The organism is Thermococcus sp. JCM 11816 (genome assembly GCF_055396515.1).
In genome coordinates this window covers 141024-159045 of record NZ_AP043741.1, presented here as the reverse complement: position 1 = coordinate 159045, position 18022 = coordinate 141024, and the positions used below count along the sequence as shown (strand labels likewise).

Genomic DNA, 18022 nt, shown 5'->3' with positions numbered 1-18022 from the left:
CTTTTCCTGCCTTTTATTATCTCCCTCTTGCGAAACATATAAATTTCCCCAGACGTTCCCCAGAAGGGGATGAAAAATGCTTCCACCAGGAAAACTACCTCCCGATGCTCTTGAGAGGCTTTTTACCAAACTCGGCGCGAGCGACCCCCGGGTTCTGCTCGGCCCGGGTAAAGGAATAGATTTTGGGGCGGTTGACTTTGGTGAGAAAGTTCTGGTAGCATCAACCGATCCAATAACCGGGGCAGTCGAGGACATCGGCTTCTACGCGGTTCATGTCAACGCCAATGACGTCGCCGTTGCGGGAGCGAGGCCAAAGTGGTTTTTAATCACGATACTCCTGCCCGAAGGGTCTGACGAGAGACTCCCGGAGAGGATAATGGACGAGATTGACAGAGAGGCAAAGAAGCTCGGTGTAGCGATTATCGGGGGCCACACCGAAGTAACCCCTGGTCTGGATAGGCCAATAGTCATCGGAACAATGCTCGGTGAGGTTGAGAGGGAAAAGCTTGTCAGGCCCGATGGGGCAAAGCCTGGGGACGCGATAGTCATGACGAAGTGGGCCGGGCTGGAGGGGACTTCAATAATAGCGCGCGAGAAGAGGGAAGAGCTGACCGGGGTATTTGGGAAGGACCTAGTTGAGAGGGCGGCCTCGCTTATAGACTACATCAGCGTCGTTCCTGAGGCGATCCTGGCGGCGGACTTTGGTGTCAACGCCATGCACGACCCGACGGAGGGAGGGATAGCCAACGGCCTCTACGAGATGGCGGATTCAGCCGGTTTGGGATTCAGGGTTTTTCCCGACAAAATTCCTATACGGGATGAGACGAAGGTTATCTGCAGGTACTACAGCCTGAACCCACTAGCTCTCGTCGGTTCTGGTTCCCTCCTTATAGCGGTGAGCAGGGACCGTGCAAAGGCCCTCGTTGAGATACTCCTTTCGAGGGGGATAAACGCGGCCATCATCGGTGAGTTCCTAGCGGAGGAGAAAAGGGTCGCAGTCGTGAACGGAGAAGAAAGGCCCTTCCCGAGACCAGAAACAGACGAACTGTGGAAAATTTTCGAGGAGTAGCTACCTTATCTCAACTTCCACCTCTTTTACTTCCCCGTTTTCAAGTGTCCAGGCACGAAACTCTCCTGAAGGAGTCACTATGAGCCAGGCGTTTCTCCACAGGTTCATGCCCCTGAGGTCTTTTTCTGAGGGGATTGGCGGGCACTTAAGGTGGGAGTGAAAGACTCCAACGATTTCAAGCCCCTTCTTTTCAGCCTCATCCAGAACATCTGCAATTTCAAGGGGATCTATCTCAAACTCCACCGGCGAGTTGAGCCTGTTTTGGGTCTTCCTAGCTTCTTCCACGATTAGGAAATTCCCTGCTTTTCTGCCGAGGAGGAAGCCGCAAACTTCTATGGGGCTTTTCTTGGAAAGTTCAATGATCCTCTGGACGTCTTTTTGATTCATAACGAGCTTCATAGCTCCACCGCCAGCTTGAGGCCTTCGTCCTCCTCGATCCCCCTGAGAATTGTGAGTATCTTCTCCTCGGGAATCTCTGTACTGCTCAGGAACTTTTTCACCTTTTTGATTTCTTCGGCCTTTCTCCCCTCTGAGCGGGCCTCAAGGTAGTCTAAAACAGCCAGAAGGACGCCTTTAAGCGTTCTATCTCCAAGAGGGACGGGCTTCCATCCGTTTTCATAAATGTAAAGGGCCTTCACAACTTCCCCGCCGCTTAAGGCAGAAACGGGCAATAAAGCCGGCCCCCTCGCCTGCAGGTAGCGGAGGAGGGAATCTCCCGAAAAACCCTCTGAGACAAGCGTGCTGTACGCTGCCTCCAGGGCTTTCAAGAGGGTCGCCAGCTTCTCCACTTTTGGCAGGTTCTCCTTTGAGAGCATGGAGAGCTTGAGAACGGCCCTCTCCAGGGGTTCCTCCTCAAGGTTCACGACGAAGAGAACCCTGTCTTTCAGCGAAGTTCCCTCAGCGAAGGCCTTCAGGACTATCCAGACTGCTCCGTTGCTCAGTATTCCGTATTTAACGCCCCTGCTGAAGCAATACCTTGCAAGCTGTCTCAGTGGTTCGTCCCGCTTCAGAATGTTAACGCCGAGGTTTTTAGCCTCAAGGAACGCAACCGTCTCACCGTTCAGAAAGAGCGCATAATCCGCTCTCCCGTCCTCGGTTCTCTCTTCCGGTCGAACTTCCTCAGGGTTGTTCCACTCCCAGCCGAGGGCCGTCATTATCTCCCCGATGAGGTGCTGTTTGACGGCCTCCTCATTTTTCTCATAGAGGGAGCGGTGTTTGCCAATGCGGGACATTACAGTAAGCACTGCACTCTCAAGCCCTAGCATCATAGCCCAGGCTCGTTTCATGACCTAAAAGCTTTTGTGGTCTAATGCCGTAAAATATACGGTGAGTGAGAATATGTGCAGGATACTCTTTGCCCGCGGTATTGGACAGGAAGTTGCACCCCTTTTTGATGCCCTAATAAAATCCGCACAAAACGACCCGTACCGGGAGAAGAGGAACAAGAAGACCCAGCACCCCGACGGCTGGGGGTACGTCCTTCTGAGGGAAGAAAACGCTACCCACTACAGATCGGTTTTACCAATATTCAACGATCCCAATGCTGAGAACCTGCTTAATTCCCTCACGGAAGAGGATTCCCAAGTCGTGCTGATGGCACACGCCCGGGCCGCTTCGCAGGGTGGAAAGACCCTCTTCAACGTTCAGCCGTTCCAGTTCTCCACAAGACACGGTTTCTCCTTCTGGTTCATGCACAACGGCGATCTGGACAAAGAAGCGCTCATCTGGAAAGCGGGGTTTAAGGGAGAAGAGCTAGTCAATGCCTCTGACAGCTACGTATTCGCGGCGTATCTCTCCAAAACCATAGACAATATCACACTCGAAGAGATTTCCAGGAGGTTCGTACTTGGGCTGGAAACTACCAGAACCACTCTGAACACGGGAACACTGTTTTTACTGCCCGATGGAAGCTGGAGCGCGTTTATAACTGCCTACATGGTGAACAAGTATACAAACAGCCTCGATGACTGGAACTATGCCAGGCTCATAGAGCTCAAAGCCAATGACCTGTACGCAGTGGCTTCGTCCACGCTGGAGCTGTACCACGAAGCCCGGTGGAAGACACTCAACAACGGGACTGCGATTTCAATAAGCGGGGATAAAATCGAACGCTTCTCCCTGGGTGATGCCTGTGGACCTTAGGGCGCCCATACGGGTGTATATGACTAAAAAGCTGATTGGAGTGAAGCCCGACGACACGGTGAAGAGGGCAGGGGAGGTAATGGTCGAGTTCGACATAGGCTCCCTCGTGGTCGTTGATGAAAACGGCGACGTCGTGGGCTTCCTGACAAAGGGAGACATCATAAGGCGGATGGTCATTCCCGGCCTGCCAAACACCACTCCCGTGAAGGAGATAATGACGAAAGACCTCGTAACCGTGCCCTCAACGGCCCCGCTGGGGGAAGTCCTCGATCTGCTCTCAAAGAAGGGCATCAAGCACGTCCTCGTGGAGGAGGAAGGAAAAATAGTGGGCATATTCTCGATAAGCGACCTCCTTGAGGCGAGCAGGAGAAGGCTTGAAACGGCCATAGCCGCGGAGTGATGGGTATGATACGGATAGCCCACATAAGCGACACCCACATCACCAACGAGGGAGCATTCAAGGGCTACGCCTTCGACCTCATCGTCGAGGAGATAAACAGGGGCAACTTCGACTTCGTCATCCACACAGGGGACATCACCAACCAGGGCCTCCGCGAGGAGTACGAACAGGCAGCCTACCAGCTCAAGAAAATCCAAAAGCCGCTCGTTGTTCTGCCGGGCAACCACGACGTTAGGAACGTCGGGTACAAGCTCTTTGAGGACTTCATAGGACCTCTCAACGGCGTCTATGAGTTCAGGGACGGCGTCGTTATCTGGGTGGACTCGACTATTCCAGATCTGAGCGATGGAAGGATAGGCGGCCACAAGTTCCGCTGGCTTAAGGAGAGACTTGAGGAGTATTCCGACAGGAGGTTCAAGATCGTCGCTGCCCACCACCACCTCGTCCCGCTCCCGGACACCGGAAGGGAGAGAAACGTCCTGTTCAACGCGGGAGATGTTTTAGACCTCCTCTTAAGGCACGGGGTTACGCTCTACACCTGCGGCCACAAGCACGTGCCAAACGTCTACCACGTTGAAGACCTCGTAATAGACAACGCGGGATGTACCTCATGCAAAAAGACCAGGAAGGGAGACGTTAACAGCTACAATATAATAGAGCTCTACGACGACGGCAGGGTCAGGGTGACCATAAGGCGCGTCACGGGGGATGAGATCACAAAGGAGCACAAGCCCGTAAAGCCCAAGATATTCGTGCCTTCGGGAAGGAGGCTTTTCAGAATAGTCCAGATGAGTGAGAGCAACGTCTCCGACAGGGTTTACTTCAGGAGAAAGACCCTTGAGAACGTCGTCAGGATGATCAACGAGAGGCTCAGGCCTGACCTGGTGGTGCACAACGGCGACATGGTGGATGCGGGGATTGAAAGGTACTATGAGAGGGCCTACGAGTACTACAAGCTCGTTAAGCCGCAGAAAATCCTCGTTCCAGGCCACAACGACATAACTTACCTAGGACACGAGCTCTTCCAGGAGTACTTTGGAGAGCCAGAAGTCCTTGAACTTGGGGACATCGTCATAATTCCCGTCCTCAGCGCGCAGTATGAGACACCGATAGGTGTCGTCGGAAGGATGGGTCAGAAGAAGCTCAGGAACACGCTCAGAGAATACGAAGGCAAGTTCAGAATAGTGGTCATGCACCACAACGTGGTTCCAGTACCGAAGAGCAGGGAGATAGGCTTCCTGGAGGATGCTGGGGACGTTTTGAAGGTTCTGACCGACGAGGGAACGGAGCTGGTCCTTACAGGCCACGGCGGGAACGCCTTCGGGGTGAAGATAGAGAACACTCCAATAGTCAATGCCGGTTCAGTCAGCTGGGAGCTCCACAGGAACCCGTTTGGAAACAGCTTTAACCTCGTGGACATCTACACTGATATGGTGGTCGTCTGGGAGGTTCAGTCCACCTGGGGCAGCAGGAAGCTGCTTGGGATATGGAAGAGGAAGAAGCACTAAACTCCCATCTCTTCCAGCTTTTTCATCATGTCCGCAAGAATCGTGGAAACGGTGCTTTCCAGTTCCACGTTCTCAATAACAGGGATTCCATATTCCCTTGCCCGCTCAACAAGGTAATCCTGGATGCGCATTATCCTGTCCACGTGTTTAACGTACTTCTCTGCATCCCTCTGGGAGTATCGAGCGCGCTCGTAGAAGTGGGCTATGAGGTAGTCTTTCTTGGGCACCGCGATTACGTACATGAACTCGTCTTCTCTCGGCTCGACGAAGCCAGGGACTACATGGATGCCCTCTATTAAGGTGTTTAACCCTTCCCTCCTAGCCCTCTCAAGGACGGCCTTTATTCCAACTGAAACGTGCTTAACCTGGGTCTCAAAGCCATAGATGAGCGGGTCAGAGTTCTTGGGAGCTTTTACTACCCTCTCGGCAAGGAATGAAGAGACGTGGATATCTGGAAGAAGCTCCTTGGCTATTATCTTTCTCATAACCTCTCTTATCGTATCGGTTCCGATTATGCTCCGTATTCCAAGCCTGAAGGCCAGCTCGGTCGCTATCGTGGACTTTCCAACTCCAGTCGCTCCACCTAGGAGGACGGTTAGCCTGACCTTTCTCCTCCTCAGCTCGCGCCAGAATAGGTATCTCTTTGCTTCTTCCCTAAGTCCTTTTTCTAGGAGCTTCTGGTACGTTAGCTCCCTTATTTCCTCGGTTGTTACCGACTTCTTCCCCTTCCATTCGAGCTCTTTCTGGACTTCAGTCGCGATGGCGTAGGCTATGCCCACGTCTATCCCAGCGAGCGTTATGGAGCGGGTGAGTATTCCCCTTGAAAACGGGAGCCTTATCTTCCTCTCGCTGTCGGTCACTATGATCATGCTCTCCTCCCCAGAACTCTTTTTCCAAGCTCTAGAACTGATTTTCTCAGGTCTTTGCCGTCTATATTTACTGGTTCGTTGTCAAGGTAGATAACCTCGATGCCCCTCTCCAGCGCCCACTTTGTAACCACATCAACGGCCGCCGCCTTAAGCTCCACCGCCACGGCATCGATACCTCTAAACTTCTCCAGGTCTTCTCTCAGCTTCGGCCTGTTCGAAAGGTTCCCTGAAGTTGCAACGACCTCTGCTCCAAGCCCCTCAAGGTGCTCCTTGGCCTTGGGTAGAGCGCTCTGAGATGTCATTACGAGGCCGAGTTTTTTGCCCGAGACGTTGCCCAGCGGCCTCGGGCGGAACGCCGTGAAGTGAAGGTCGGCTTTCGGGTTTATTTCCTCCACGATTTTTCTGATTTCGGCTCTCTTCTCAGGGTTTATCTCGTCCGACATTGTGACGATTACCAGATCTGCGAGAGCTATTCTAAACGGCCCGAAGTAGCCCCGCAGGAAATCCGTTTTCTGCCTTCCGCCGATGATTAGTATGTATGCATCAGTCCTATAAGCTGGAAACGTTGCCCCGCTTCCCTCGAGGATTATGAGGTTATGGGGGAGGCTCTCAGCGAGCTCAACACCTCTGTCCACAACGTCAAAAAAGGGAAAGCCCGCCATTCCACCGCCACATCTTCGGCAACCGATGGTCGTCACCCTTGAAGTCAGGGCGTCCTCAAAGTGATCCGAAGCAGCGTGCTTACCCTCTTTGGCCACCTTGAGAAGGAACTGGGGGGTTATCTCAATTTTCTCGCCCTCTATGAGTTCAGGCTCTTCAGGCCCACCTCTGCCCATTGTCACGACCACCGGGCGTGCAACCTCCTTAAGGGTTCTCGCCACAAAACCGCTGACTGCTGTTTTCCCAACCCTCTTTCCAGTACCGATGATTGATATACTCGGCTTTTTGGTCTTCTTTAGCGGCTTTGGAGTGAACGTAAAATCGGCTCCCCTGTAGGTAACTCCCAGGAGCATGCAGAGGGAGGCTATCCTAAACCGGTCTTCGTACGTTAGGACGGGTTCGTCGCTTAAGTCAACGACCTCTTTGACGTCGTTTTCAAGGACTGCCCTCTTTAGCGCATCGAGATAGTTGGGGGAATGATAGAGGGGAACGCCAATCTTATCCTCAAGGGCCTTTAAACTCCCTATCTTCTCAGTTCCCCCTAAGAAAACCGCACAGCAGACATCCCCGAGCTTATGAATTGCCCATTTGGTAACATCCGGGTAGTGTTCGCCGTCTATGAGCACAACCCTCATCCGCTCACCGGGATAAGTACTCCCTAATCTGATTTAATCTTTTCTGGGGGCTCAGAAGAGGAAGAGTTATAAAGGTCAAAGGTGCACAGTTATCGGCCTCAAAGGCCAATAAGGAGGTGTTAGCCATGGCTGAGATGCTTGTTAAGTCCAAGGTTAAGGAGTTCGTCAAGAGCGTCGACCCCGAGATGAGGGTCAGCCCGGAGTTCTACGACGCCCTTGAGGCAGAGGTCAAGGCCCTCGTCGAGAAGGCCATCAAGAGGGCCCAGGCCGAGGGTAGGAAGACCCTCTACGCCAGGCACGTTTGAATTTTCTGCTATCTTTCAGTTTTTCCTTACCCGATTTTAGCTTTTGAAAGCCTTGAATGATTCTGTTGTCATCAGCTTGGATCTTGATAAGTGCCCGTGTGCATCTCACTATTTTCTCGCGATAAGTTGCTGTCATAAACCGATAAATTTTTATATACCTATCGCGCTAGTTGAGTACAGAAAATTGTACTACAAAACTCTGTACCCGGTGGTAGCATGGACGATTTGAGAACCCAGCTGGAAGAGCTGAAAAAAAGGCTGGAGGTGCTTGAGGAGAGCATTGATCCCGTTGACGAGCTAATGCTCTCTATAAAGGCTCGCCTCAAAAAACGACTTGAGGGAGGGGCCCTACCTGGGATAGACGAGGAAAAGGCCGCGAAAACCCTCAAGGCCCTCGCTAACCCCGACAGGATAAGGATACTAAAAATGCTGGCGGAGGGGCCAATGGGCTTCAAGGAGATCAAGGAGACCCTGGGAGTCGAGAGTCCAACCGTTTCTCACCACCTCAAGCTCCTCGTGAAGACTGGAATGGTGAAGAAGGGGGAGAAGTACGAGCTTTCGTCTAACGGGCGTTTGTTTTTGCGCCTGCTTGAGATCATCACGGTACTTGAGGAGGTGGAGGAATGATGTACGGATTTGGCTTTGGTGAAGAGAGAAGCTTAAGGTTTAGGATCGCAGAATACATGAAGGCCCTCGCAGCGCTCCTGATAATCGTCTGGCTCTTCAAGGGGCCGCTGAAGCTTGAGGCCTACAACGACTACATGGTGTACGCGATAATCGCGCTCATCTTCGCCTTTGAGCTCCTGAGCGTCGGCAAGTGGTTCGGGGTAACGATAAGCGGAATTGTCTTTGCGCTAGCCAAGGGTGCTTTCTGGACGAGCGTCTTCCTGTTCTTCGGGAAGTGGCTCGGACTTTCGGAGACGTTTACTGGCGAGAACGCCACGATAACAGCGGGCACGATGTTTGCCTACGCGGTCGTTCTAACAATAGCGGGTCTCCTCTTATCCAAGTTCGACGAGAGAAGGATTGATTGGAAGGTTGAGAAGAAGGCCTACGAGTTCAGCGGTGCCTCCTTTGGGGAGGTTAAGCTCCAGGGGATCGGCAAGGCCTATCCCGTGAAGTTCGGGAGGAAACTTGTGGGTTGGGTCATTGACGGAGACCTAACGGTGGAAGCGGAAACCCCAATAGGAAAGGTCACAAGAAAGCTCCTCTCTCCCGTTGCAGTCTGGACGTCTGATAAGATCGTCGGAAAGAAGACTTCCCCTGATCCTGGCTTCGTCAAGAGGGCGAACGAGCTCATCAACCCGGAGGGGCTCTACCGCGACAAGAACAAGGCGAGCGTCGTTGACCTCGGAGTGGTGAAGGTCTACGAGGGCAACGGCTTCGAGTACGTGAAGGTGCCCTTTGTGGAAGTCATCAGCACTCCAGCGGGGGAGGAAGTGAAAATAGGCCCCATGAGGTTGCGCGACGGCCGTGTGTGGAAGCCAAAGGGGGAGATGCTCACCATCAGGGAGCTTACCAACGGCTTCCAGCTCACCAGAGTTGGTGGCAGGCTGGCCATCCAGACGGAGGAGTACACGATAGAGGTTTCAGGTGACAGGGTGACCTACAGGAGCGGCGATGAAGTGCTGAGCCTCGGCGAGACCGTTTCCCTCCGCTCGGGCGATATCTCCGTAACGGTGGGAAGGGGAAGGGCCAAGCTGAGGATAGAGGACGTTGTAATCTCGGCCCGCGACGGGACGGTGAGAATCCGCGTTGGGGGCAAGACCCACACGATTGAGAGCAGAGAGGCCTGCAACCTCGTCCTGAGGAAGGCGAAGGAGATAGTGGAGGAGCAGGGCGTTGAGATGGTGGAGGGCCTCGGCATAGACAGGGCCAAACTCAACGCGCGCGTTAAGGAGCTCATAGACGAGCTCATGAGGTATCTGGGGTGATGGGCTTGGAACCTGGCCCGGAGAGAAGGGAAGAAGAATACACGGGGGGCGAGAGGCCCCTCTTTGACTTTGTTTCGGAGGGGTGGCTGTGAGTTCGAGGGCGGAAAGCACTCCTTAAGGCTTGTGGCCCAAAAGGGAGGAGTTGTTAGGATAAGAATGTGTGAAGGTGATGGCCATGATCTTTGAAAACGTGAAGATGGTTGAGATATCCGCCGTGAACGGAAAGGCGGAGATCGAGGGCTGGGAGAACGACCACGCAGAGGTAAGCTACACCCTACACGGCGAAGCCGAGGTGGAAGTCGAGCAGAGGGGAGAGAAGCTCATCATCAGGGAAGAGCCAAAGAAGAGGTTCTTCAACCTTCTCGGAAAGAGCGGCTGGGCCGAGATTGCCGTAAAGGTGCCGAGGAAAGCCACCGTGAAAGCCTCCAGCGTTAACGGTGAGATAAGGGCAAGGAACGTCTCCTTCGAGAAGGTTTCAACGGTGAACGGCAGGATAGAGCTTGAAAACTGTGAGGCGGGGGAAATAAGCAACGTGAACGGGAGGGTGAGGGCACATCTGAGTCTTGCAAAATTCCTGAAGGCGAGCAGTGTCAACGGCCCGATCGAGCTTGAGATAGAGGAACTTGAGGGAGACGCGAAAATAAGCAATGTAAACGGGAGCATTGCTCTTGCCCTCTCGGACTTCTGCGATGCGAGGATAAAGGCGAGCCGCGTGAACGGATCTATAACCTTCGAGGGAATTGACCCCGAGAACCCGGTCATCGGTACGGGCGAGTTCGAGGTCAAGGTCAGCACGGTAAACGGGAACATCGTTGTGAGGAGGATTTAGGTTTCTTTTTTGCTCACCTCTGCGCGGAAGGTAGAAGGGGAGTGAGCAGGCAAGAGATGCTGGATAAGTCGGAGAGAGGGAGGAGAGACCATGAGATTTAACAGGAACTTCTGGCTCTTCGCGGTGGGACGCTTTGTTTCCCAGCTCGGCTGGGCGGTGCAGGATGTAGCTTTGCCGCTCTACGTTCTGGACAAGACCCACAGCGGGAGCATGATGACGGCGTTCATCTTAGCTGAGATGATTCCCGCTCTGATAGTCATGCCCTTTGCGGGGGTTGTGGGCGACCGCTACAACCGAAAGAAGTTGATGGTCTGGTTCGATATCGCGAGGGGAATTCTCCTCTTCGGCGTTCTGGCATTCAACCTGCTGGAACTGCACCAGTTGATAGTCGTTCAGGTCATAATGGCCGTCATGGGCACGTTCTTTGGCTCGGCAACGAGTGCGATGTTTCCCGACTTGGTAGAGCCTGACGAGCTTGAGAGAGCAAACTCGATAACTGCATCGATGAACATTTTGGCAAGGCTAATTGGCCCCGCCCTCGGCGGCTTCATCTATGCAATGGGTGGAATTAGACTGGCCATTCTCATAAACGCGATCAGCTTCTTCGGCTCGGGTCTGTTTGAAATCCTCATAAAGTATGAGTGGAAGACGAGGGAGCTTGAGAGTTTCTCCCAGGTAGTTGAGGATCTGAAGGAGGGAATCTCCTACCTGCTCTCAAACAGGTATCTGAGAACTCTCATGTTCTTTGCCCTGTTCATGATAGCCTTTGGACAGCCCTTTGGGGCCGTTCTCATGCCCTACTCCTTCAGAGAGGTTCTGAAGTTCTCAAGCTACCAGTTCGGCCTCCTGGAAAGTGCTTTCATGCTCGGCGCCCTCGCCGGGAACATGCTGGTTGGCATAAAATTCGGCAGAAAAGCCGGGAGATACCTCTTCCACGCCCTCCTCCTGGATGGAGTCATGATACTCCTCTTCACGTGGGCAATAAGTCCGCTATCCTCCCTAAACAAGACGGGAGCGTTTCTCTTCCTGGCAACGATAAACGTCCTCTGGGGGGCAATAGAGGCCTTTTTCAACGTCCCGCTGAACGCCAAGATCCAGCGTGCAGTTCCCAGCGAACTCAGGGGGAGGGTGTTCTCGGCCATGGCGGTTATGATGCACGCTTCCGGCCCCCTCGGCCTGATGGGAGTTGGGCCACTCCTCGACAGGTTTCCGGCCTGGAAAGTTGCCCTCGGCCTCTGGACCGGGATGGGGATTGTAGTTGCCTATTTCTGGGCGAGGCACAGGGACGTCTTGCTGGCCGACGTGGGAGCTGGAGACGGAAAGGAGACGAATAGAAGCCAAGGGATTACTTGACCTCTTTTAGTTTTCCTTCCCTTTTCTCTATGGCCCTAGCCATTATGAAGAGAAGGTCACTGAGCCTGTTTAGATAGACGAGAGCATTTTGACCAAAGCCATAGTCGAGAACAAGCTTCGCCACTCTTCTCTCGGCCCTCCTCGCTATCGCCCTGCAGACGTCGAGCTTGGCGCTGGCTATTGTAGAGCCAGGCAGGACGAAGGACTTGAGCTGGACTTCTTCCTCATATCTGTGGATAAGCTCCTCGAGCCACTTCACATCTTCCTCTCCAACCTTCGCGTATTTGCGCTTGCTGGCGAGCTCAGCCATAAGGTCGTAGAGCTGAACCTGGATTCTTTCGAGGGTTTCTGCCATCTCTTCAGGGACGTAGTGCTTTGCTTCCCCGATAAAGCTGTCCAGCTCGTCTATCGTCCCGTTTGCTTCCATAATCGGCGAGAACTTTGCCACGCGGTCACCGGTGAAGAGACCCGTCAAACCCTTATCTCCGGTTTTTGTTGTTATAGACATTTTTTCAACACCGCATCATCATACGTTGCCACGCCTTTTAGAATTTACCTGTCGAATTGTTCCAAAAATTGACTGGAAAGGTAGGAAAAACTTATTTATACACTCCTGCCGTTTTTAACTCGGTGATCCACCAATGAAACGGTCTGCGCTAGTGTTGATAGTGCTGTTGCTCTTGAGTATAATCCCAGCGTGGGCGATTAAACCCGCTATGGCAGCGACTCCTTTTGTGACAATAGAGCAGATTCAGGGACACTCCTCCAGCTCTCCATATGTAGGTCAAAATGTTACGACGGCCGGAATCGTCACAGGAATCGCTCACTGGAAGTCACATGGCGATGACAGGTATGGCTTCTTCATCCAGAACGGAACCGGCCCATGGAAGGGAGTGTTTGTTTATACATACGATAAGTCTCCAACTTACGATAATGGTACACCGCTCAAAATCGGTGACCACGTTGAGGTAACCGGCAAAGTACAGGAGAGCTATGGGCGGACCCAGATAGGCTACGTCAAATCAATAGTTCCAACAGATATCCCACTCGAGACTCCAGAGCCGGCTGTGATAAAAACTGGAGACCTGACCGATGAATCAACCGCAGAGCAGTGGGAGAGTGTCTTAGTAAGGGTCGAGAACATCAACGTCACCACTACTACGGATAATTACGGAGAGTGGAAAGTTGACGACGGAAGCGGTTCGGCTATAGTAGATGATCTCATGTATAGTTACCAGGCAACAGAAGGCCAGAAACTAAAATACGTGACTGGTGTCGTTTACTTTTACAACAACTTCAAGATCGAGCCCAGGAGCGCCGACGACATCAAAGAGGTTATAACACCAATTCAGGAGATTCAGAGCAACACTATCAACGGGGGTAATTCAACATATCATGGACATATAGTAACAACATACGGTGTCGTCACCGCAGTAACTGAAAATGGCACATTCATTCAGAATGGTACAGGCCCCTGGAGTGGAATCTATGTATATATAACTGCTTGGAATTATCTTGACTCAGATCACAAATACCCCGAATACTCCGATGATACCCCCGTTAGAGTTGGAGACCTAGTAAAAGTCACAGGACGCGTCGATGAGCAGCATGGTATGACCAGGATTAAAATATACTATGATAAAGATTCTCATTCTACAGTAGGTTCTTTAGAAAAGCTCGGAACCGCGGAAGTTCCTGACCCTGTTCTCCTTCCAACGGGCAACGTTTCCCAGGAGCAGTGGGAGAGCGTTCTGGTGAGGGTGGAAAACGCCATCGTGACCAACACCAGTTTGGGATACGGAGAGTGGGAAGCGGACGACGGAAGCGGGCCCGTTAGAATAGACGACATGATATACAAGTACGACCTACCGAAGGTGGGGGACGTTTTCAGGTACATCGTAGGAGTTGTGTACTATTCATATGGCGACTTCAAGATAGAGCCGAGAGACGCGGATGACATGGCTCTCGCGGTTCCAGAGATACTGAACCTCAACGTGAACCCGAAGTACGTTGATGAGAGCATGATAAACGTAACCGTCAGGAACAACTACGACCACGACGTTTCTGTAACCCTCAACCTGACGATCTCCGACGGCACGGCCGTGAGCAGGCAACTAACCCTCGGCCCGCAGAACACCAGCACCGTGAGCTACGAGTGGAACCCAGCCAAGCCAGGGAAGTACACAATCGAGGTGAAGCTGTACGACGATTCAGGCAGGTTGCTCGACTCCAAGAACACGACCGTTGAAGTTTCCTTTGGTTTCGGCATAGCCTCGTACAGCGTTCCGGAAGTCGTCCTGGTGGAGGAGCCGCAGATCCTAAACTTCACGATAGCCAGCAACTACTCCACCGCCAAAAAGGCCGCCTTCACTGTAACCATGAACGGTACCGTCATCTACCAGAACGACAGCCTGGAGGTTCCCGCCGGTGGTGAGATTAAGGTCGCTATCCCGTGGAGCGCCCCGAGATACGGCACCTACGAGATGCACGCCGTACTGAAGATGACGAACAGCCTGGGAGAGAACGTGACAGTTAAAGAGCTCACAAAGACCATCTTCGCCCAGTACAATGTCACCCCCGTGGCTACGGAGGAGATCATCCCAACTGAGGACGCTTACAGCTACTACTACAACGGTACAGAGTTCAGCTGGAAAGATTACCACCCGTACAATGAGAAGAGAGAGCTCGCGATTGGAAACTCCTCTAAATACTCCAAACAGAGAGCGTACTTCAAGTTCGAGATCCCAGAGCTCTCAGGGGATACCGAGATAATCTCAGCAGAATTTGAAGTCTACGTGCCCTATATCGGGGACTTGGATGTACCCATGGACGTTGGCGTTTACAACACGACCACGGATTGGAACGAGAGCAAAACGCCCTCCGAACCGCCCATTCCAGATGCTCTCCTTACCCACGGAGAACTCTCAAAGGGATGGGTTTCATGGAACATAACCGAGTTCGTCCGGAACAACACTGGAAAAACTGTTGCCCTACTCCTCAAACTGACGGACGAGAGCATAGACAACTACGCGTGGATTTACTCCAAGGAGAACCAAGACCTGAAGCCCCACCTCAAGATTACATACAGGATACCCCTGAATATCGAAGAAGTCGGAAACACGACGGTTGCGGTGGTAGGAAACGCTACCGTGGAGAAGAACGAGAGCTTCTTCGTCGTTGAGGTCGGCGGAAAGAACTACACCTTCAACGTCACCGCGGGGAACCTCATAGTTGACACCGAGAACATCAAACCAGACACCTCATCACTGGTGGCCTACTGGAAGGCCAAGATCTCTGGTGTTGAAACGAAAACGGGAGAATACCGCGTCAAGCAGAACCTCAAAGTCGAGAGACACGTCATCCAGACAAACGTAACAGTTCATCTGGCTATGGAAGACCCCTCCGTGGCCGTTCTCCTGGTACCCTGGATGGGTGACACCGTTAGGGAGGTAGTCGTCACCAAGGGCAGCCAGAACATCACCCTCGAAGAAAACGACACAACCGACGAGCTCGGATACTACTACATCACCTCAGATGCAGTCGTTGTGGTTCTTAAGAAGGACCCAACCGACGTCACCGTCGTTTTCGAGAGTTCCAGCACAGTTACAAAGACTCTAGCATCGGAAGTCTTCTACAGAATGGCACTGTTCTACACCTACTACCTCAGAAACCACAACGAAGAGCTCGAAGATGCCTACGCCCAGTTCCAGAACCTCACCAGCGAGCTAGAGGCTAGGGGAGTTGACCTGAAGAACGTACCCGTGGATGAGATAAACAGCAGAATGCAGGGATACCGTGAGAGCTTTGCCCGGCTGCCGGAAATCACCGATATAGTCTCCAACCAGGGAGGACTCGGAATAATCACGGCGTTCAGGGTTTCGAGGCAGGCTTTTGTCCTGTACAAGAGCTTGATGGATGAGCTGACCTACTGGAACAAAGTACTCTCAAACGCCCTCACTGCGGCTGAGAACAACCAGAGCGTTGTTATAATCCCAAGAAACGTCTCCGTACTGATAGACCTTTCCCACGACCAGTACTATGGCAGTAAGGTAGGGATAAACGGGCTGGTCAGCAGGATCACAAAGGAGTTCGGCTGGAACGTTGAGATGAACCACGAGCCAATCACGTACGACAAGCTGAAGAACTACAACGTTGTTATAATACTGAACCCAAAGATCGACTTATCCAGCGAGGAAATCGCCGCCCTTAGGAAGTACGTCGAAGAAGGTGGGGGGCTGATAATAGCGGGAGACTGGTACAAGTACGTGAACCCGAGCCTCAATGAGCTCCTGAGCGGCTACGGCATCACTCTCGAGAAGACTGAGCTCATGGACGACGACCACAACAGCGGAAAGCCATACTATCCGTACGTCGGAGCGTACAACAGGAACACTCCTATAACCAAGTTCATCCCAGATGGATGGATGACCTACTATCACGGCGACACTTTGACAGTAGAAGGAAACGCCGTATGGGTCATCAAGGCCTTTGAAACCTCCTACGCCGTTGACGCCGACGGAAACGTTGTGCACGAAAAGGGCAGCCAGCCCGTCGTCGCCGCGGCAGTCGAGGTCGGAAAGGGAAGGATCATCGTCTATGGCTCGAGCAGGGCCTTTAGCGACAGCTACTATGGCAAGTACATAGCCAGCAATTGGCCCTTCATAAAGGGCGCTCTGCTCTGGCTCGTTGGAGAGATTTGAGGTTTTTCTTTTCCTTATATTTCTCTTGGAGGAACGAGAATTCCAAGTTCCGTTATTATCCCCCTCACGTACTTCCAGGGAGTAACGTCAAAGAGAACGTTTCTAACCCTGTGGCCGTTCCTTGCATAGGGCCGTTCTACCAATTCAACGTCCCCGCTATTCAGCTCAGGATGGAACTTGAAGCTCTCCGCGGCGGCATAGAAAGGAACACCGTTGTCATAGCAGGCCAGAGCCAGAGGGTAGGTACCAGCTTTGTTTACGACTGCACCGTCGCGCGTTACGTTGTCGGCACCAACCAGCGCCAGCGTTGCCTCCTTCGAAAACAACCCGACTTGAGCGTCGGTTATCACCTCATAGCTGATGCCAAGGGCTGAAAGCTCGTTCGCAAGTGCCAGACCCTCAAAATCTGGGGCACTTTCAGTGAGGATAACTTTGAACGAGCGCCCCTTCCTCTTCGCGGAGGTGAACACTTCGAGAACCGCGGAGGAAAAGGAGTGGGTTATCACGATGTCCCCATTGTCAATCAGCTCACTTCCAATGTTGCCAATCTCTTTTTTTGCCTCATTTATAAGCCTCAAAAACTCCTCAGCCCGGGATTTTAGAAGACCAGGGTCATCGGTTATTGGAATGAACATAACAAGATTGTAAAGGGATGCCATCGTTGGGTTAACCTTGGGAAGTTCCTCCCTCATTTCTTGAAGGGCGTTCTTCAGCTCGTCCCCCTCAAGCAGATCAGCCAGAAGAAGGTACGCTTCTGCCCCTTTCTGCGCCATCCAGCTGGCGCCCCGAATTCTCTCAACCCTCATGTCCTCAAGAAGAGACCTTATTTCAGGAGGGAGCATGTAAATCCCTCAGAGTGCTGATTTGTCGGGGTAAACAACCATTCCATTTTCAGTTATTTCGTATGGACGTATAACGTTGTCAAAACCGCTTCCCCTGAACTTGGTTATTTTAAGCGCCCTTTCAAGCCGCCCTTCTTTCTGGAAGAGTTCAAGCTCTATTACTCCATTGACCAGGTACTCCTCGATGTCCGCTTGTTCCCCCTCTGCGGTAATTAGAACTGTTGTTCTAAGCCGCATCATGGTTTTGATAAATGAGAGAAACGCCTTCCTGTACTCGAGTTCATCCGAGGACGTGAACTTGAGCATGGTTATCGGATCCACAACAACCCTGGAATAGCGCTTTGTCTTAAACTGCTCTTTAATTGCATCGGTGAGCTTGTTGAGGTTCTTTGCAAATGACTCAAAAAAGTCCTCGACGAGGACGTAGTGCTCGGTGGTGGGAGTGGCATCTATCAGCGTGAAGTTCTCATTGTAAACGTCGAAGCCCATCCTGCTGAAGTCCTGCTTTATGTTCTCCCCCGGCTCCTCAAGGGTAATGTAGAGAACGCTTTCTCCATTGGAAATCCCGGCCATGGCAAAATGCATCGCAAGGGTTGTCTTGCCGGTTCCGGGAGCACCTTTTACCAAATACGTCCTGCCTGGAATCAATCCGCCATTGAGCATTATATCCAGCCCTGGTATCCCGGTGGATATCCTTGAAGTTATCATTGTATACTCCCACTGGAGTATTTAGTTAGCCAATTATAAGAACTTTTCGGAATTACTCCAATTACACA

General features: G+C 52.3%; 17 protein-coding genes. 10 read left to right on the top strand and 7 right to left on the bottom strand.

Annotated elements, in window-relative coordinates; translation table 11 throughout:
* Positions 1-76 precede the first annotated feature (76 nt).
* Positions 77-1069, top strand: a complete 993-nt coding sequence (locus ACZ5TN_RS00915) for an AIR synthase family protein (RefSeq protein ID WP_464916884.1) — start codon at positions 77-79, stop codon at positions 1067-1069.
* Here the strand turns inward: ACZ5TN_RS00915 and ACZ5TN_RS00910 are convergent, their stop codons facing one another.
* Together ACZ5TN_RS00910 and ACZ5TN_RS00905 are read right to left on the bottom strand one after the other, a co-directional pair.
* A complete protein-coding gene (locus tag ACZ5TN_RS00910) occupies positions 1070-1468 on the bottom strand; it encodes a M67 family metallopeptidase (RefSeq protein ID WP_464916883.1) in 399 nt (132 codons plus the stop codon).
* The gene (locus tag ACZ5TN_RS00905; protein ID WP_464916882.1) at positions 1465-2334 is read right to left on the bottom strand and encodes a type I restriction endonuclease; all 870 of its coding nucleotides are present in this window, start codon (positions 2332-2334) and stop codon (positions 1465-1467) included. Before ACZ5TN_RS00905 ends, ACZ5TN_RS00910 begins: the two co-directional genes overlap by 4 nt.
* A gap of 61 nt (positions 2335-2395) precedes the next feature.
* Between ACZ5TN_RS00905 and ACZ5TN_RS00900 the strand changes: the two genes are divergently transcribed.
* The 3 genes from ACZ5TN_RS00900 to ACZ5TN_RS00890 are packed head-to-tail and all read left to right on the top strand — an operon-like array spanning position 2396 to position 5119.
* Positions 2396-3211, top strand: coding sequence for a class II glutamine amidotransferase (locus ACZ5TN_RS00900; RefSeq protein ID WP_464916881.1), 816 nt, complete (start codon positions 2396-2398; stop codon positions 3209-3211).
* A complete protein-coding gene (locus ACZ5TN_RS00895; protein ID WP_011249987.1) occupies positions 3201-3611 on the top strand; it encodes a CBS domain-containing protein in 411 nt (136 codons plus the stop codon). The genes ACZ5TN_RS00900 and ACZ5TN_RS00895 overlap by 11 nt, the downstream gene beginning before the upstream one ends.
* A 5-nt stretch (positions 3612-3616) precedes the next feature.
* On the top strand, positions 3617-5119 hold the full coding sequence (locus ACZ5TN_RS00890; protein ID WP_464916880.1) for a metallophosphoesterase family protein: 1503 nt from the start codon (positions 3617-3619) through the stop codon (positions 5117-5119).
* On the opposite strand, the gene ACZ5TN_RS00885 is transcribed toward ACZ5TN_RS00890, so the two are convergent.
* Together ACZ5TN_RS00885 and ACZ5TN_RS00880 are read right to left on the bottom strand one after the other, a co-directional pair.
* Positions 5116-5988 carry a 2-phosphoglycerate kinase gene (locus ACZ5TN_RS00885; RefSeq protein WP_464916879.1) on the bottom strand — a complete coding sequence of 291 codons (873 nt, stop codon included), beginning with the start codon at positions 5986-5988 and terminating at the stop codon, positions 5116-5118. The two genes, ACZ5TN_RS00890 and ACZ5TN_RS00885, sit on opposite strands and share 4 nt — an antisense overlap.
* Positions 5985-7283 (bottom strand): 2,3-diphosphoglycerate synthetase, encoded by a 1299-nt coding sequence (locus ACZ5TN_RS00880; RefSeq protein WP_464916878.1) that lies wholly within the window; start codon positions 7281-7283, stop codon positions 5985-5987. The genes ACZ5TN_RS00885 and ACZ5TN_RS00880 overlap by 4 nt, the downstream gene beginning before the upstream one ends.
* 125 nt (positions 7284-7408) lie before the next feature.
* Here ACZ5TN_RS00880 and ACZ5TN_RS00875 point away from each other — a divergent pair, with 125 nt between their 5' ends.
* The 5 genes from ACZ5TN_RS00875 to ACZ5TN_RS00855 all read left to right on the top strand — a co-directional run bounded on the left by ACZ5TN_RS00875 (position 7409) and on the right by ACZ5TN_RS00855 (position 11704).
* Entirely contained in the window at positions 7409-7588 is a 180-nt protein-coding gene (locus ACZ5TN_RS00875) for a hypothetical protein (RefSeq protein WP_011249991.1), read from the top strand.
* A gap of 216 nt (positions 7589-7804) precedes the next feature.
* Positions 7805-8215 (top strand): ArsR/SmtB family transcription factor, encoded by a 411-nt coding sequence (locus ACZ5TN_RS00870; protein ID WP_464916877.1) that lies wholly within the window; start codon positions 7805-7807, stop codon positions 8213-8215.
* On the top strand, positions 8215-9522 hold the full coding sequence (locus ACZ5TN_RS00865; protein ID WP_464917423.1) for a hypothetical protein: 1308 nt from the start codon (positions 8215-8217) through the stop codon (positions 9520-9522). Before ACZ5TN_RS00870 ends, ACZ5TN_RS00865 begins: the two co-directional genes overlap by 1 nt.
* Positions 9523-9691: 169 nt before the next feature.
* Complete coding sequence (locus ACZ5TN_RS00860) at positions 9692-10351, top strand: DUF4097 family beta strand repeat-containing protein (RefSeq protein ID WP_464916876.1); 660 nt, start codon at positions 9692-9694, stop codon at positions 10349-10351.
* A gap of 90 nt (positions 10352-10441) precedes the next feature.
* Positions 10442-11704, top strand: a complete 1263-nt coding sequence (locus ACZ5TN_RS00855; RefSeq protein WP_464916875.1) for an MFS transporter — start codon at positions 10442-10444, stop codon at positions 11702-11704.
* Here the strand turns inward: ACZ5TN_RS00855 and ACZ5TN_RS00850 are convergent.
* Positions 11697-12212, bottom strand: coding sequence for a cob(I)yrinic acid a,c-diamide adenosyltransferase (locus ACZ5TN_RS00850; protein ID WP_464916874.1), 516 nt, complete (start codon positions 12210-12212; stop codon positions 11697-11699). The genes ACZ5TN_RS00855 and ACZ5TN_RS00850 overlap by 8 nt on opposite strands.
* Before the next feature lie 133 nt (positions 12213-12345).
* Here ACZ5TN_RS00850 and ACZ5TN_RS00845 point away from each other — a divergent pair, with 133 nt between their 5' ends.
* Positions 12346-16404, top strand: coding sequence for a DUF4350 domain-containing protein (locus ACZ5TN_RS00845; protein WP_464916873.1), 4059 nt, complete (start codon positions 12346-12348; stop codon positions 16402-16404).
* 14 nt (positions 16405-16418) lie between these two features.
* Here the strand turns inward: ACZ5TN_RS00845 and ACZ5TN_RS00840 are convergent, their stop codons facing one another.
* Together ACZ5TN_RS00840 and ACZ5TN_RS00835 are read right to left on the bottom strand one after the other, a co-directional pair.
* Positions 16419-17246 (bottom strand): translation initiation factor eIF-2B alpha/beta/delta subunit family protein, encoded by an 828-nt coding sequence (locus tag ACZ5TN_RS00840; protein WP_464916872.1) that lies wholly within the window; start codon positions 17244-17246, stop codon positions 16419-16421.
* A gap of 9 nt (positions 17247-17255) precedes the next feature.
* Positions 17256-17954: an RAD55 family ATPase gene (locus tag ACZ5TN_RS00835; RefSeq protein WP_464916871.1), complete on the bottom strand. Its 699-nt coding sequence runs from the start codon at positions 17952-17954 to the stop codon at positions 17256-17258.
* Positions 17955-18022: the final 68 nt, after the last annotated feature.

Excerpts from the sequence above, each read along its gene's own strand:
- ACZ5TN_RS00875 (WP_011249991.1), top strand. The coding sequence starts at position 7,409 with ATGGCTGAGATGCTTGTTAAGTCCAAGGTTAAGGAGTTCGTCAAGAGC.
- ACZ5TN_RS00860 (WP_464916876.1), top strand. The coding sequence starts at position 9,692 with ATGGCCATGATCTTTGAAAACGTGAAGATGGTTGAGATATCCGCCGTG.
- ACZ5TN_RS00870 (WP_464916877.1), top strand. The coding sequence starts at position 7,805 with ATGGACGATTTGAGAACCCAGCTGGAAGAGCTGAAAAAAAGGCTGGAG.
- ACZ5TN_RS00865 (WP_464917423.1), top strand. The coding sequence starts at position 8,215 with ATGTACGGATTTGGCTTTGGTGAAGAGAGAAGCTTAAGGTTTAGGATC.
- ACZ5TN_RS00880 (WP_464916878.1), bottom strand. The coding sequence starts at position 7,283 with ATGAGGGTTGTGCTCATAGACGGCGAACACTACCCGGATGTTACCAAA.
- ACZ5TN_RS00845 (WP_464916873.1), top strand. The coding sequence starts at position 12,346 with ATGAAACGGTCTGCGCTAGTGTTGATAGTGCTGTTGCTCTTGAGTATA.
- ACZ5TN_RS00835 (WP_464916871.1), bottom strand. The coding sequence starts at position 17,954 with ATGATAACTTCAAGGATATCCACCGGGATACCAGGGCTGGATATAATG.
- ACZ5TN_RS00910 (WP_464916883.1), bottom strand. The coding sequence starts at position 1,468 with ATGAAGCTCGTTATGAATCAAAAAGACGTCCAGAGGATCATTGAACTT.
- ACZ5TN_RS00855 (WP_464916875.1), top strand. The coding sequence starts at position 10,442 with ATGAGATTTAACAGGAACTTCTGGCTCTTCGCGGTGGGACGCTTTGTT.
- ACZ5TN_RS00885 (WP_464916879.1), bottom strand. The coding sequence starts at position 5,988 with ATGATCATAGTGACCGACAGCGAGAGGAAGATAAGGCTCCCGTTTTCA.
- ACZ5TN_RS00890 (WP_464916880.1), top strand. The coding sequence starts at position 3,617 with ATGATACGGATAGCCCACATAAGCGACACCCACATCACCAACGAGGGA.
- ACZ5TN_RS00840 (WP_464916872.1), bottom strand. The coding sequence starts at position 17,246 with ATGCTCCCTCCTGAAATAAGGTCTCTTCTTGAGGACATGAGGGTTGAG.
- ACZ5TN_RS00850 (WP_464916874.1), bottom strand. The coding sequence starts at position 12,212 with ATGTCTATAACAACAAAAACCGGAGATAAGGGTTTGACGGGTCTCTTC.
- ACZ5TN_RS00915 (WP_464916884.1), top strand. The coding sequence starts at position 77 with ATGCTTCCACCAGGAAAACTACCTCCCGATGCTCTTGAGAGGCTTTTT.
- ACZ5TN_RS00905 (WP_464916882.1), bottom strand. The coding sequence starts at position 2,334 with ATGCTAGGGCTTGAGAGTGCAGTGCTTACTGTAATGTCCCGCATTGGC.